Raw genomic sequence first — 13,538 nt, 5'->3', positions numbered from 1 at the left:
AAGTATCACGGCGAGGGGGCGGCATCGCCCAGGGCGCGGGCCAGGCGCTGGTCGAGGCGTTCCAGCTGCGCCTCGCGGGCCTGATTCTCGTCCCGTGCCTGGAGCAGCTCATGGCTGATGTTGAGAGCCGCCATCAGCGCGACCTTCTCGGTGGCCATCGTCGGGCTGTGAGACTGAACGCCCTGCAGGGCGCGGTCGAGATAGCGGGCCGCGCGCTGCAGGGCGGCCTCTTCATCGGGAGAGCAGGCAATCACGAAGCTGCGCCCCAGCAGGGTGATCTCGACGGTCGACCGGTTGTCGTCGCTCATGCCAGTCTCCTGGAGGGGCCAAGCCCTGGCCCGTGCGATAAGATGAAACGGTTCGAGCACTATAGAGAGGCGCCGATAGCGGGTCAACGCGCCGGAGACGGCGTGCCGCGCCGCCTCTCGCCAATCACGGGAGACCGGCATGTCCATCATCAACGAGCAACTCGACTTTTCCACCGTGGCCGATGTGTTCCTGGCCCACGGCAGCCTGCAGTCCCCGGCCTTCCTGGATGGGCGCCTGAGTGCCGCGCTGGCACTTCACGACCTGTCCGCCGATGCCTGGCTCGAGGAGGTATGCCAGGCAATGGGCGTCGAGCAGCCCCGTGACCGCGACGACGCGGCGGTGCTGCTGGGCTGGCGGCGCCAGGCGCTCGATGCGCTGTCCGCGGCGTCGCTCAACTACGAGCCCCTGCTGCCGGACGAGCTGTTCTCGCTGGCCGAGCGGGCCCGGGGGCTGCGCGAATGGACGCTGGGCTTTCTCGAGGTGGTCGGCGAGGTCGGCGGCGACACCCGCGATGCCTGGTCGGCCAACCTGCGCGAGGCGATCGAGGACCTGGAAACCCTGGCCAATCTCGACGAGCTGGAGATCGATGACTCGCCCGAAAACGAGAACGACCTGTTCACGCTGGCCGAGCATGCGCGCATGGCGGCGATGCTGCTGTATACCGAGCAGCACCCCGGCAAGCCCCAGGTCGAGCAGCCCGACCAGACCGACGACACGACAACGCCGAACTGAGTGTGGCCCGGCCGTCGCGCCGGGCCCTGCGCAACGTTCCTCCATTCCGCCCAGGAGCGATCATGGCCCCCGAATCCCTCGCCCGCCCGAGCGCCATCGGGCCCGATGAATACCGCGTCCGCCGCGAGACGCTGATGCGCGGGCTGCCCACCGCGAGCGCCGTGCTGATGCCGGCGGCCTCGCTGGTCACGCGCAGCAACGACAGCGAGTATCCCTTCCGCCAGAACAGCGACTTCCACTACCTGACCGGCTTCCCCGAGCCGGATGCCCTGCTGGTACTGCTGCCCGGCCGCGCCGAGGGCGAGAGCGTGCTGTTCTGCCTCGACAAGGATCCGACGCAGGAGGCCTGGACCGGCATCCGCATCGGCGCCGAGGCCGCCACGCAGCGCTTCGGCGTCGATCAGGCGTTCGCCAATGCCGAGCGCGAGGAGCGCCTCGAGGCCCTGCTCGACGGACGCGAAACCCTCTACCTGCCCCTCGACGACCCGGAGGCCGTGGCCCTGGCCGAGGACGTGCGCCGCGCCCTCAAGGCCCGCGCGCGGCGTGGCGCCGTGGCGCCGCGGGCGCTGGAAGACATCTCGGTTCGGCTCCACGAGCAGCGGCTGATCAAGAGCGATGCCGAGCTGGCCCTGATGCACCATGCCGCACGCATTTCCGCCCGGGCCCACGTCCGCGCCATGCAGGCGGCGCGCCCCGGCCGCCACGAGTACCAGCTGCAGGCCGAGCTCGAGCACGAGTTCCTGTGGCAGGGCGCCGCCGGGCCGGCCTACGGCACCATCGTCGGCGGCGGTGCCAACGCCTGTGTGCTGCACTATGTCGAGAACGCCGCGCCGCTGGCCGCGGACACGCTGGTACTGATCGACGCGGGGGCCGAGTTCGAGGGCTACGCCGGCGACATCACTCGCACCTTCCCGGTCTCGGGGCGCTTCAGCGACGCCCAGCGCGCCGTCTACGAGGTGGTGCTGGCCGCTCAGGAGCGCGCCGTGGCCGCGGTGCGCCCGGGGGCGACGCTGGTCGAGATTCACCAGGGCGTGGTGCGCGATCTGACCCGCGGGCTGATCGAGCTGGGGCTGCTGACGGGTGATCTCGAGGCCCGCATCGAGGACGGCAGCTATCGCCGCTTCTATCTGCACTCCACCTCGCACTGGCTGGGGCTGGATGTGCATGACGTCGGCGACTACCGCGTTGACGGTGAGCCCCGCCCACTGGCGCCGGGCATGGTGCTGACCGTGGAGCCGGGCCTCTACATTCCCGCGGACGATGACATCCCCGAGGCCCTGCGCGGCATCGGCATCCGCATCGAGGACGATGTGGCGGTGACGGCGTCGGGGCACGAGGTGCTGACGGCCGACGTGCCCAAGCGGGTGGCGGAGATCGAGGCCCTGATGGTCAATAATTGACCAGCACAACTGAGATGGATTCGCTAAGTACGTAATGATCGTAATTTCGTATCAATGATTACACCGGGAGGTGGGATGGCCAGTGAGTCGGTGGATATCGCCATTGTCGGCGGCGGCCTGGTCGGCGCCAGCCTGGGCTGCGCGCTGGCGCCGCTGATCCGGCGGGCGGGGCTGCGCGTCGCGGTGATCGAGGCGGCGCCGCTCGGCGAGTCGCGCACGGCGGACTACCAGCCGAGTTTCGATGCGCGGGCGAGCGCCATCGCCCAGGGATCGCGCCGCCACTTCGCGGCGCTCGATCTGTGGCCGGCCCTGTCGCGCGAGGCCACCGCCATCGACACCATCCACGTCAGCGAACGCGGGCGGCTGGGCGCCGTGCGCCTGAGCGCGGCCGAGATGGGCGTCGAGGCGCTGGGCTACGTGCTGCCCAATGCCTGGCTGGGGAGGGTGCTGCACGAGCGTCTGGGCGAACTGCCGCTGCACTGGCACTGCCCGGCGACGGTCGAGTCGCTGGCCCCGCGCGACGGCGGGCACCGCTTGACGTTGTCGGACGGCCACACCCTGGAGGCCGGGCTGACGGTGCTGGCCGACGGCGGGCGCTCCGGGCTCAAGGAACGGCTGGGGATCAACAGCGACGCTACCCCCTACGAGCAGAGCGCGCTGATTGCCACGCTGGAGGTCAGTCGGCCCCATCGCGGCATCGCCTACGAGCGCTTCACCCCGGACGGCCCGCTGGCGCTGCTGCCCATGCCGGGCCGGCGCATGGAGCTGGTGTGGACCCACGAGCAGGGCGCCGAGCGGGCCACGCTGGCGCTGTCCGATGGCGACTTCCTGGCACGCTTGCAGAAGGCCTTCGGCGAGCGCGCCGGGCGCTTCACCCGGGTCGGCCGGCGGCATGTGTATCCGCTGTCGCTGGTCACCGCCCGCGAACCGGTGCGCCCAGGGCTGGCGGTGCTCGGCAATGCGGCCCATGCCCTGCATCCGGTGGCCGGCCAGGGCTTCAATCTGGCCCTGCGCGGCGTGATGGATCTGGTCGGCGCCCTCGAGCAGGGGCTGGCCGACGGCCTCGCGCCCGGCGACATGGCGGTGATGCAGGATTTCGAGGCGCGCCGCGCCGCGGACCGGCACAACGTGATCCGCTTCAGCGACGGGCTGATCCGGCTGTTCGGCATCGACCACCCATTGCTGTCGCACGCCCGGGCCGCCGGGCTGGTCGGGCTCAACCTGGTCGGCCCGCTGCGGCGCACGCTGGCGCGCCGGGCGATGGGCGTCGAGCGCTAGCGATGCCGGGCAACCACACAAGGATCGAGCGGAAATGACACAGACGGAAATGAACGACGCGGACGTGATCATCGTTGGTGGCGGCCTGGTTGGCGCCACCCTGGCGGCGCTGCTGGGCGAGGCGGGGATGACGGTAGACATGCTCGATGCCCGGCCGGCGGCGCTGGACGCCGAGGCGGCCGGGCGGGGCGAGGCCGCGGCACGAGTCAGTGCGATCACCCCGGTCAGCGAGCGCTTGCTGACCCATCTGGGCGTCTGGCGCTGGGCTGCCGAGCGCCGGGTGACCCCGTACCGGGGCATGCAGGTCTGGGACGGTGAGGGTAGCGGCGAGATCCGTTTTCACGCCGATGAGGCGGGAGTGTCGGTACTGGGGCATATCGTCGAGAACGAGGTGCTGCTGGCCGCGCTCGAGCGGCGCCTGGCCGAGCTGCCGAGTGTTCGCTGTCACTACGGGGTCCGGCTGAGTGCCCTGCAGACGCCCGCTCGCGGGCGGCGGCTGGTGCTCGAGGACGGGCGGCGTCTGTGGGCGCCGCTGGTGGTGGCCGCCGACGGCGCCCGCTCCCAGCTGCGCGAGCTGGCCGGCATTGCCATGACCAGCCGGGATACCGGGCAGGCGGCGCTGGTCACTACCGTGCGTACCGCCCGCCCGCATGGCGGCGTCGCCCGGCAGGTGTTCCTGGCCACCGGGCCGCTGGCCTTCCTGCCGCTGACGCTGGACGACACGCCCCATTACTGTTCGATCGTCTGGTCGACCACCCCGGCGGAGGCCGAGCGACTGGCGGCCTTGCCGCCGACCGAGCTGGGCGACGCGCTGCGCCAGGCCTTCGGCGCCTCGCTGGGCTCGGTGGAGGTGGTCGGCGAGGTGCATCGTTTTCCGCTGGTGCAGCGCCATGCCGAGCATTACGTGGAGCCGGGACTGGCGCTGGTCGGCGATGCCGCGCACAGCATCCACCCGTTGGCCGGTCAGGGGGTGAACCTGGGCTTCATGGATGCGGCCGTGCTGGCCGAGGAACTCATCGAGGCCCGCCGCCGGGGCGTCGCGCCGGGCGACGTGCGCATCCTCGCCCGCTATGCGCGACGCCGTCGTGGCGACAATGCCGCGATGCTGGCGCTGATGGACGCCTTCCGCTGGCTGTTCGGCGCCGGCCACCCGGCGTTGCGGCTGGCGCGCAACCTGGGACTGTCGGGCGTCGACCGCCTGACGCCGCTCAAGCGGCTGATGATGCGCCAGGCGGTGGGCGAGCGGGGGCGCCTGCCCCGGACCTGCCGTTAGGGGCGTTGCGGGTCGCCGGCGGTCGCCGTGGCGTCCGCCGGTGGGCGGGGAATGACCGCCGCATCACCGAGCACGTTGAGTGCCTTGAGCAGGTTGAGCGCCTCGCCGAGCTGGTAGTCCTGCAGTGGGGCGCGGTCGCCGGATGCGGCCTTCCCGGCGCCGCCGTTGGGGTTGGCGAGGCGCCCGGCCAGGTCGGACTCGCTGATGGCAAGGCCGCTGTCCTTGGCGATTTCGAGATGGCCGCGCCGCACCTCGATGTCCGGGGTGATGCCCTGAGCCTGGATCGAGCGGCCGCTGGGCGTGTAGTAGAGCGCCGTGGTCAGCTTCAGGCCGTCGCCGTTGCCCAGCGGCATGACCTGCTGTACCGAGCCCTTGCCGAAGCTCTGGGTGCCCATGATGACCGCACGGTGTCGATCCTGCAGGGCACCGGCGAGGATCTCGGCGGCGGAGGCGCTACCGCCGTTGATCAGCACCACCATCGGCACGCCGTCGGCGCGGGTGCCCGGCTTGGCCGAGAAGCGCAGGTTGCTGTCCGGCAGACGCCCCTCGGTGTAGACGATCAGCCCGTGATCGAGGAAAGCGTCGGCCACGTCCACGGCGCTGTCGAGCACCCCGCCGGGGTTGTTGCGCAGATCCAGTATCAGCCCCTTGAGCGCGCCCTTGGCGGTCAGGTCGTCAAGCGCCGCATCGACCTGATCGGCGGTACGGCTCTGGAACTGGCTGATGCGCAGGTAGCCGTAGCCTGGCTCCAGCCACTCGTGCTTGACGCTGTCGGTCTGGATGATCTGGCGCTTGAGAGTCAGGGTGCGGGGCGTGCTCTCGCCCTGGCGCAGGATGGTCAGGGTGATCGTCGTGCCGGCCTCGCCGCGCATGAGGTTGACCGCCTCCTGCAACGACAGGCGATCGGTGGGCGTGTCGTCGATGCGCAGGATGGTGTCCTGCGGCTGGAGGCCGGCGCGGGCCGCGGGTGTGTCGTCGATCGGTGCGATCACCGTCAACTGGCCATCCTGCATGCCTACCTCGATGCCGACGCCGCCGAACTGGCCTTCGGTGGTTTCGCGCAGCGCCTCGAAGTCCTGCTTGTCGAGATAGGCGGAATGCGGATCGAGCTGGCCGAGCATGCCGCGCATGGCGTTGCGCAGCAGCGTGGCGTCGTCGACCTTCTCGACATAGGCGCGCTTGATGCGCTCGAAGACCTCGGCGAAGGTCTGGATGTCGGCCACCGGCAGGGCGTCATCGCCGCCGGCAGCGGCTTGCGGTGCGGCGTGGGCGGGGAGGGGCAGGCTGGTGACGCCGAGGAACAGGGCCGGCAGCAGCCAGCGGAAACGGGAAGCGCGCATGCGGACTCCGGGACGCGACGAACGAGCCCACAGCATAGCGTCAGCGGCGGGGCCGCGGCCAGCCCGCGCGCGGCCGGCCGGTGGCGGGGGACCGCTCGAGGCTGATCCGGCGACAGGCCGACGAGGGGGCGCTGTGAACCCCTCCCTGGGCGCTACCTCGGCCATCCCTGGCCGAGGACCCCCTCTCTGACCTGTCCCCGGCGCCTCTCGCGAGATGGCGGCAGGGCCCGAGCCGTCAGCGTCGACGGATCCAGTGTTTCGGGTCGATGGGCTCGCCGCCCCGGCGCACCTCGAAGTACAGCGCAGACTGCGAACGCCCGCCGGTGTTGCCGACGCGGGCCACCATCTGATCGTCGGCGACGCGGGCGCCGACCGGCACGGCGATGGTCTGCAGGTGCGCGTAGAGGGTCATCACGTCGTCGCCGTGGTCGATGATCAGCAGGTTGCCGTAGCCGCGCATCCAGTCGGCGAACACCACCCGGCCGGCATGCACGGCCTGCACCTCGGTACCCGCCGGGGCGGCGATCAGCAGGCCGTTGCGGTCGACGCCGTCACCGTCGCCGAAGCTCGCGACCACCCGGCCGCTCACCGGCCAGGGCAGGTCGCCGCGTGTGCGCTCGATGGCGGTGGATGGCGGGGACTGCTTGAGACGCTTGAGCCGTTCGCGAATCTCGGCGAGACGCTTCTCCGCCGCATCCCGGGCCTCGGCCAGTCGGCGGCGCCGGCTCTGGTCGTCCTCGACCCGGGCGTCGAGCCTGGCGACCAATCGCTCGCGTTCGGCCTGGCGCTGGTCGAGGGTGCGTCGCTGCACCTCCAGCGCCTGTTGCGTGGCCGTCAGTCGCTGGCGGCGCTGCGCGAGACGCTCGCCGGACTCGGCAAGCTGGTCGTCCAGCGCAGCGATGGCGTCGAGGCGTCGGGTGCGTGCCCGGCTCAGATGGTTGAGGTAGGTCTGCAGGCGGTCCAGCCGGGCCGGGTCGTCCTGGTTGAGCAGCAGCTTGAGCTGCGGCGCCTCGCCCAGCCGGTAGAGTGCGCGCAACTGACTGGCCAGCGCCTCGCGCTGGGCCCGGCGCCGGCCCCGGAGCTGGCGACGCTGAGCCTCGAGGTCGTGGATCTCGTCATCGAGCTGCGCCCGGGTCCGGCGCAGCGAGTCCAGGCGCTGGTGGACCGCGGTGAGCGCCGACTCGACCTGCTCGAGCTGGCGGGTGGCCGCGTCGCGGGCCTGACGGGAATCGGCCAGGCGGGCGTCGAGCGCCTGCAACGCCTGGCCGAGGCGATCGACCCGGGCCCGGGTCGCCGCCTGCTCGTCGTCCTGGGCGACGGCCAGTGCCGCCCAGCCCGCCAGCAGGACGGCCGCCACGCCGCGCAGGTGCCGGCGATGCGGTGCGCCGAGGCTCACGCGGCGATCAGGGGTAGCGGACCAGCACGTTGCCGGTCATCTCCCCCGGCACCGCCTCGCCCATCATCGTCAGCAGGGTCGGGGCGATGTCGCACAGCCGGCCGTCCTCGGCGAGCCGGGCCGGGCGCGGCGTGACGTAGATCAGCGGCACCTCGAAGGTGGTGTGGGCGGTCTGCGGCGCGCCGGTCTCGGGGTGGACCATCTGCTCGGCGTTGCCGTGGTCGGCGGTGATCAGGCACTCGCCGCCGACGCGCTCGAGCGCCTCGACCACGCGCCCGACGCAGGCATCGACCGTCTCGATGGCCTTCACGGCCGCCGCGAAGTCGCCGGTGTGACCGACCATGTCGCCGTTGGCGTAGTTGCAGACGATCAGGTCGTAGGTGCCGGATTCGATCGCCGCCACCAGCTTGTCGGTGACCTCGACGGCGCTCATCTCCGGCTTCTCGTCATAGGTCTTGACGTCCTGCGGCGAGGGGATCAGCTCACGGGTCTCGCCCGCGTACTCGGCCTCGCGGCCGCCGGAGAAGAAGAAGGTCACGTGGGCGTACTTCTCGGTCTCGGCGATGCGCAGCTGGGTCATGCCGCGCTCGGCGACCACCTCGCCCAGGGTGTTGACCAGATCCGCCGGGGGAAAGGCGCAGCTCGCCGGGATGTCGGCGGCGTATTCGGTGAGCATCACCAGGCCGTCGCCGGCGAGCCGGGGGCGTGCCTGACGGGTGAAGCCGGTGAAGTCGTCCTCGGCGAAGGCGCGGGTCAGCTCGCGGGCCCGGTCGGCGCGGAAGTTCATGAAGATCGCCGCGTCGCCGTCGGCCATGGCGATCGCCTCGCCCGCGGGACGTACGCTGGTGGCGGTGACGAACTCGTCGCTCTCGTCGCGGGCGTAGGCGGCATCGAGCCCCACCTCGGCGGACTCGGCGACATGCTCGCCGACGCCCTCGGTGACCAGCCGGTAGGCCTGCTCGACGCGGTCCCAGCGGTTGTCGCGGTCCATGGCGTAGTAGCGGCCGATCAGCGAGGCGACGAAGCCGTTCTCGGCGCCGACCAGCTCGGCGAGCCGGGCGTCGGCGCGCTCGAGGGAGGCCCGGGCGCTCCGGGGCGGGGTGTCGCGGCCGTCGAGGAAGGCGTGGAGGTAGATGCGCTCGGCGCCGCGACGGGCGGCCAGTTCGGCCATGGCCAGGATGTGGTCCTCGTGGCTGTGCACGCCGCCGGGCGAGAGCAGGCCGAGCAGGTGCACCGCCTTGCCGGCCGCGACCGCGGCGTCGATCGGCGTGGTCAGCGCGGCAATCTTGCCCAGCTCGTCGTCGGCGATGGCCTTGGTGATGCGGGTGAAGTCCTGGTAGACGACACGGCCGGCGCCGAGGTTCATGTGCCCGACCTCGGAGTTGCCCATCTGGCCGTCGGGCAGCCCCACGAAGCGGCCGTCGGTATGCACCAGCGCATGCGGGTAGCGCTGCTTCAGGCCGTCCATGACCGGAGTGTCGGCGGCCAGGATGGCGTTGTTCTCGGGCGACTCGTTGTGGCCGTAGCCATCGAGGATGATCAGCGCGACCGGGCGCGGCCGGGTAACCGTGGCATCTGACATGAAGGGGCCTCGTCGTTGGTGATGGCGACTCCCGGCGCGGCGTCGGCGCGCCGGGTTCTCGCGACTCACGTCTCCGGATGGCATCATACCGCAGCGCGGCAGGGGCCGTCACAGTCGCGGCCCGGTCACGGACGCCGCAGGGCGGCTTGTGTATACTGGGCGCCCGCCCGTTCCTCGGGCGGTGCGGTGCACCGATTTCCAACCCCGATTTCCCAGCAGAGTTATCCGGACCATGATCGATCAGTTGTTCGAATTCGTGCAGAATCATCCGCTGCTGGTGGGCGCCTTCGTCGTGGTGCTCATCGCCTGGCTGGCCTACGAATTCATGACCGGCAATCACGGTGTCAGCACCAGTGAGGCCACCTCGCTCGTCAATCGCGATGACGGCATCATCGTCGATATCCGCGAGGCCAAGGAGTTCAAGGCCGGGCATATCGCCGGGGCCCGCAACATCCCCCAGAACCGGCTCGACGATCGCCTGGCCGAGCTCGACAAGTTCAAGGACAAGCCGGTCGTCGTGGTCTGCCGCCACGGCCAGTCGGCCGGCGCCGTGGTCGCCAAGCTGAGCAAGGCCGGGTTCACCCGGGCCACCAAGCTCAAGGGCGGCATGGCACAGTGGCAGGCCGACAACCTGCCGGTGGTCAAGAAATGAACGACGGCCTCCCGGTCGTCGCCAATGCAGCTTGAGGAACCTACACGATGGCAGAAGACAACAATCAGGCCGCTCAGGGCCAGGAGCAGGAGCTGCAGTTCTCCCTGCAGCGGATCTACGTCAAGGACATCTCCTTCGAGTCGCCCAACGCCCCGGCGGTGTTCCAGCAGCCGTTCAAGCCGAAGGTCGGCCTGGACCTGAACACCACCCACGAGGCAGTCGGCGAGAACCTCTACGAGGTCGTGGTCAAGGTCACCGCCCAGGTGTCCCACGCCGATAGCGGCAGCACCTCCTTCCTGGTCGAGGTCGAGCAGGCCGGTCTGTTCCGCATCGCCGGCCTCGAGGGCGACCAGCTCGATCACACGCTGGGCGCGTTCTGCCCCAACGTGCTGTTCCCCTACGCCCGCGAGTGCATCGACAGCCTGGTCAATCGCGGCAGCTTCCCGCCGCTGATGCTGGCGCCGGTCAACTTCGAGGCGATGTACGCCCAGAAGAAGCAGCGCGAGGCCCAGGGCAGCGAAACCACCCAGTAAGTGCCTCGTTCGCGGGGGCGCCCGGTCCCCGCGATGCCTTCCCTTCACCCGTCCCGGTGACGCCGCTCACCGAGCGCCAGCCGATGGAGAGCCCGTGTCGTGACGACCGGCCCGCGAATTCATGTCGATGCCACGCTGCACCCCGGCGACGCCCTGACCCTGCCCGACAACGCAGCTCGTCACGTGGCGGCGGTGCTGCGGCTGCGCGAGGGGGCGCGGCTGACGCTGTTCGACGGCCGGGGGCGCGAGGCCGCGGCCGAGCTCGTCGAGGTCGGCCGCAAGCGGGTCGTGGCGCGGATCGACACGGTCGCGCCGGGCGCCGGCGAGTCGCCGCTGGCCGTGCGCCTCGGCCAGGCGATCTCCAAGGGGGATCGCATGGACTACGCCATCCAGAAGGCCGTCGAACTGGGCGTGGCGGCGATCACCCCGCTCTACACCGATCACGGCGACGTGCGCCTCAAGGGCGAGCGCGAGGCGAAGAAGCTGGCCCACTGGCGCGGCGTGGCGGCGAGCGCCTGCGAGCAGTGCGGGCGTGCCACCGTGCCGCCGGTGCACACGCCGGCGACGCTCGCCGCCTGGCTCGGCGAGCGCGACGAGACGCTGCGCCTGGTGCTGCACCCGGCCACGCCGACCGCCTGGCAGACGCGCGGCGGTGTCGATACGGCGGCGCTGCTGATCGGCCCCGAGGGCGGGCTCGCCGACGCCGAGGTGGCCGCCGCCGGCGACGCCGGGTTCACGCCGCTGACCCTGGGCCCGCGCGTGCTGCGCACCGAGACCGCGCCGGTGGTGGCGCTGACGCTGTTGCAGCATTACTTCGGCGATCTCTGAGTCCTTTGCCCGCGGGCGCTGCCCGGTCGCATAATGGCCCTTGTCATCCTTCCCCTTGTTGCAGGTACTTCGTCATGTCCCGACGCGCCCCTTCGCGCCCGCCTTCCGCCGCTGCCGACACCCCGCGACATGCCGACGCCCGAGCGCCACAGCCGGCGATCGGCGAGGTGGCCTGGTTGCGTGTGGTCAGCGTCAACGACAGCGGCGCCTTTCTCGACTGGGGGCGCCCCAAGGACCTGCTGCTGCCCTTCGGCGAGCAGGTCGGCCGGCCCGAGGCGGGGCGCCACGTGCTGGTCAAGATCAACGTCGACGAGCGCAGCCGCCCGGTGGCCTCGATGCGCCTCAATCGCTTCATCGCCGACACCAGCGACGAGCTGGCGCCGGGGGATGCGGTGACGCTGGTCGTCGCCGACCGCACACCGCTGGGCGTCAAGGCGGTGGTCGAGCATCGCGTCTGGGGGCTGCTCTACCAGGATGACCTGCCCCGCACCCTGCGGCGTGGCGAGCGGCTCGACGGCTATGTGCGCCGGGTCCGCGATGACGGGCGGCTCGACCTGTCATTGGCGCCGCTGGGCGGGGCGCGGCGCGATCAGGCCCGCGAGCGGGTGCTGGCCGCGCTGGCCGAGAGTGACGGATTCCTGGCGCTCACCGACAAGAGCCCGGCGGCGGTGGTCAAGGCCCGGCTCGGGGTCAGCAAGAGCGCCTTCAAGGAGGCGATCGGCGGGCTCTACAAGCAGCGTCGCATCCGCCTCGAGGCCGACGGTATCCACCGTGTCGACGACGATGGAACCTCGACCGACGCTTCCCGGTGACGCGCCGTCGGGGGGCGGCCGGGCGCCTTGGAGTCCGCCGCCGGCCTGCGGCATACTGCAAGCCATCATTCCCCGCCGGATACCCGGCGCCGACGAGTAGACCGATGAGCCAACGCCCCCTCAAGATCGGCGTGGTGATGGACCCCATCGCCGCGATCGCCTACAAGAAGGACACCACCCTGGCCATGCTCTGGGCCGCCCAGGACCGGGGGGCCTCGCTGTACTATCTGGAACAGGAGGACCTCTACCTGCGCGACGGCCGCGCCATGGGCCGACTGCGCGAGCTGGAGGTGTATCGCGACCCCGAGCGCTGGTACGCCCTGGACGAGCCCGAGGCCACGCCGCTGGCCGAGCTCGACGTGATCCTGATGCGCAAGGATCCGCCGGTCGACGGCCACTTCCTCAATGCCGTGTACCTGCTGGGCTTCGCCGAGCGGGAAGGCGTGCTGGTGGTCAACCCCACCCGGGCGCTGCTCGAGTGCAACGAGAAGCTCTTCGCCCAGCAGTTCCCGCAGTGCATCCCGCCCAGCGTGGTCTCCTGCGACGCCAGGGTGCTGCGCGCCTTCCACGCCGAGCACGGCGACGTGATCTTCAAGCCACTGGACGGCATGGGCGGCTCGGGAATCTTCCACGTGCGCCCCGAGGGGCGCAACCTGGGTTCCATCCTCGAGATGCTCACCGAGCGCGGCCGGCGCCAGATCATGGCCCAGCGCTACATCCCGGAGATCAAGGACGGCGACACCCGCATCCTGCTGGTCGATGGCGAGCCGATTCCCTACGGGCTGGCGCGGGTGCCGCTGGCCGGCGAGACCCGCGGCAACCTGGCCGCCGGCGGTCGCGGGGTGAGTCGCGAGCTCACCGAGCGCGATCACTGGCTGATCGGGCAGGTGCAGCCGGTGATCCGCGAGAAGCGGCTGATGTTCGTGGGGCTCGACGTGATCGGCGACTACATCACCGAGATCAACGTCACCAGCCCGACCTGCGTGCGCGAGATCGACGACCAGCGCGGCACCGACATCGCCGGCGAGCTGATGGACGCCATCGAGCGGCGGCTCGCCGAGCGCCGTCACTGAGCCGGGAACGCGGCCATGACGGCGCCGGTGAGCGACCCGCACGACTACGCCCCGGTCAGCCGCCGCTATCGGCAGTGGCTGGCCGGCGCGTCGGCGCTGGCGCTGCATGCGCTGGTGCTGGCGGGGGTCGCCGGGCTGACGTGGTCGCCGCCGCCCCCCGAGCCACCGCCGGCGATCGACGTGGTGCTGACGCGCCAGCCGGCCGTCGAGCCCCAGGCGGCCCGGGCCATCGCCGAGGCCGCGCAGACGGCCTCGGGGCCGGAATCGACCGGTCACGACACGCCCGCCGCGCCGTCTCCGCCGCCTGCGCCGGAATCGGCGTCGTCCCCG

Annotated in this window: 13 protein-coding genes and 1 pseudogene; 10 read left to right on the top strand and 4 right to left on the bottom strand. The window is 71.2% G+C overall.

Going from position 1 to position 13,538, the window contains the following annotated elements; genetic code table 11:
- Window positions 1-5 precede the first annotated feature (5 nt).
- On the bottom strand, window positions 6-308 hold the full coding sequence (locus ACTCB7_RS11480; protein WP_463006779.1) for a cell division protein ZapA: 303 nt from the start codon (window positions 306-308) through the stop codon (window positions 6-8).
- A gap of 139 nt (window positions 309-447) precedes the next feature.
- On the opposite strand from ACTCB7_RS11480, the gene ACTCB7_RS11475 reads away from it, so the two are divergent.
- The 4 genes from ACTCB7_RS11475 to ACTCB7_RS11460 all read left to right on the top strand — a co-directional run bounded on the left by ACTCB7_RS11475 (window position 448) and on the right by ACTCB7_RS11460 (window position 4,992).
- Window positions 448-1,041: a UPF0149 family protein gene (locus ACTCB7_RS11475; RefSeq protein ID WP_463006778.1), complete on the top strand. Its 594-nt coding sequence runs from the start codon at window positions 448-450 to the stop codon at window positions 1,039-1,041.
- A gap of 62 nt (window positions 1,042-1,103) precedes the next feature.
- Window positions 1,104-2,441, top strand: coding sequence for a Xaa-Pro aminopeptidase (gene pepP / locus ACTCB7_RS11470; RefSeq protein ID WP_463006777.1), 1,338 nt, complete (start codon window positions 1,104-1,106; stop codon window positions 2,439-2,441).
- Between the two features lie 75 nt (window positions 2,442-2,516).
- A complete protein-coding gene (ubiH, locus tag ACTCB7_RS11465; protein ID WP_463006776.1) occupies window positions 2,517-3,719 on the top strand; it encodes a 2-octaprenyl-6-methoxyphenyl hydroxylase in 1,203 nt (400 codons plus the stop codon).
- 34 nt (window positions 3,720-3,753) lie between these two features.
- Window positions 3,754-4,992, top strand: a complete 1,239-nt coding sequence (locus ACTCB7_RS11460) for a UbiH/UbiF/VisC/COQ6 family ubiquinone biosynthesis hydroxylase (protein WP_463006775.1) — start codon at window positions 3,754-3,756, stop codon at window positions 4,990-4,992.
- On the opposite strand, the gene ACTCB7_RS11455 is transcribed toward ACTCB7_RS11460, so the two are convergent.
- The 3 genes from ACTCB7_RS11455 to gpmI all read right to left on the bottom strand — a co-directional run bounded on the left by ACTCB7_RS11455 (window position 4,989) and on the right by gpmI (window position 9,310).
- A complete protein-coding gene (locus ACTCB7_RS11455; RefSeq protein ID WP_463006774.1) occupies window positions 4,989-6,332 on the bottom strand; it encodes a S41 family peptidase in 1,344 nt (447 codons plus the stop codon). The genes ACTCB7_RS11460 and ACTCB7_RS11455 overlap by 4 nt on opposite strands.
- Before the next feature lie 235 nt (window positions 6,333-6,567).
- Window positions 6,568-7,728, bottom strand: a complete 1,161-nt coding sequence (locus tag ACTCB7_RS11450) for a murein hydrolase activator EnvC family protein (RefSeq protein WP_463006773.1) — start codon at window positions 7,726-7,728, stop codon at window positions 6,568-6,570.
- 7 nt (window positions 7,729-7,735) lie between these two features.
- Complete coding sequence (gpmI, locus tag ACTCB7_RS11445) at window positions 7,736-9,310, bottom strand: 2,3-bisphosphoglycerate-independent phosphoglycerate mutase (RefSeq protein WP_463006772.1); 1,575 nt, start codon at window positions 9,308-9,310, stop codon at window positions 7,736-7,738.
- A 232-nt stretch (window positions 9,311-9,542) separates the two neighbouring features.
- On the opposite strand from gpmI, the gene ACTCB7_RS11440 reads away from it, so the two are divergent.
- From ACTCB7_RS11440 to ACTCB7_RS11415, 6 genes and pseudogenes are all read left to right on the top strand, one after another.
- On the top strand, window positions 9,543-9,962 hold the full coding sequence (locus ACTCB7_RS11440; protein ID WP_224416182.1) for a rhodanese-like domain-containing protein: 420 nt from the start codon (window positions 9,543-9,545) through the stop codon (window positions 9,960-9,962).
- A gap of 47 nt (window positions 9,963-10,009) precedes the next feature.
- On the top strand, window positions 10,010-10,495 hold the full coding sequence (gene secB / locus ACTCB7_RS11435) for a protein-export chaperone SecB (RefSeq protein WP_463006771.1): 486 nt from the start codon (window positions 10,010-10,012) through the stop codon (window positions 10,493-10,495).
- Between the two features lie 99 nt (window positions 10,496-10,594).
- On the top strand, window positions 10,595-11,323 hold the full coding sequence (locus ACTCB7_RS11430) for a 16S rRNA (uracil(1498)-N(3))-methyltransferase (RefSeq protein WP_463006770.1): 729 nt from the start codon (window positions 10,595-10,597) through the stop codon (window positions 11,321-11,323).
- Between the two features lie 74 nt (window positions 11,324-11,397).
- The gene (locus tag ACTCB7_RS11425; RefSeq protein WP_463006769.1) at window positions 11,398-12,135 is read left to right on the top strand and encodes a CvfB family protein; all 738 of its coding nucleotides are present in this window, start codon (window positions 11,398-11,400) and stop codon (window positions 12,133-12,135) included.
- Between the two features lie 104 nt (window positions 12,136-12,239).
- The gene (gene gshB / locus ACTCB7_RS11420) at window positions 12,240-13,208 is read left to right on the top strand and encodes a glutathione synthase (protein ID WP_224416186.1); all 969 of its coding nucleotides are present in this window, start codon (window positions 12,240-12,242) and stop codon (window positions 13,206-13,208) included.
- Window positions 13,209-13,223: 15 nt separating this feature from the next.
- A pseudogene (locus tag ACTCB7_RS11415) lies at window positions 13,224-13,538 on the top strand (hypothetical protein); the annotation flags it as partial.

Source organism: Modicisalibacter sp. (assembly GCF_055145905.1).
This window is presented reverse-complemented; position numbering and strand designations above follow the sequence as displayed.

Excerpts from the sequence above, each read along its gene's own strand:
- ACTCB7_RS11460 (WP_463006775.1), top strand. The coding sequence starts at position 3,754 with ATGACACAGACGGAAATGAACGACGCGGACGTGATCATCGTTGGTGGC.
- ACTCB7_RS11455 (WP_463006774.1), bottom strand. The coding sequence starts at position 6,332 with ATGCGCGCTTCCCGTTTCCGCTGGCTGCTGCCGGCCCTGTTCCTCGGC.
- ACTCB7_RS11425 (WP_463006769.1), top strand. The coding sequence starts at position 11,398 with ATGTCCCGACGCGCCCCTTCGCGCCCGCCTTCCGCCGCTGCCGACACC.
- gpmI (WP_463006772.1), bottom strand. The coding sequence starts at position 9,310 with ATGTCAGATGCCACGGTTACCCGGCCGCGCCCGGTCGCGCTGATCATC.
- ACTCB7_RS11480 (WP_463006779.1), bottom strand. The coding sequence starts at position 308 with ATGAGCGACGACAACCGGTCGACCGTCGAGATCACCCTGCTGGGGCGC.
- secB (WP_463006771.1), top strand. The coding sequence starts at position 10,010 with ATGGCAGAAGACAACAATCAGGCCGCTCAGGGCCAGGAGCAGGAGCTG.
- gshB (WP_224416186.1), top strand. The coding sequence starts at position 12,240 with ATGAGCCAACGCCCCCTCAAGATCGGCGTGGTGATGGACCCCATCGCC.
- ACTCB7_RS11440 (WP_224416182.1), top strand. The coding sequence starts at position 9,543 with ATGATCGATCAGTTGTTCGAATTCGTGCAGAATCATCCGCTGCTGGTG.
- ubiH (WP_463006776.1), top strand. The coding sequence starts at position 2,517 with ATGGCCAGTGAGTCGGTGGATATCGCCATTGTCGGCGGCGGCCTGGTC.
- pepP (WP_463006777.1), top strand. The coding sequence starts at position 1,104 with ATGGCCCCCGAATCCCTCGCCCGCCCGAGCGCCATCGGGCCCGATGAA.
- ACTCB7_RS11475 (WP_463006778.1), top strand. The coding sequence starts at position 448 with ATGTCCATCATCAACGAGCAACTCGACTTTTCCACCGTGGCCGATGTG.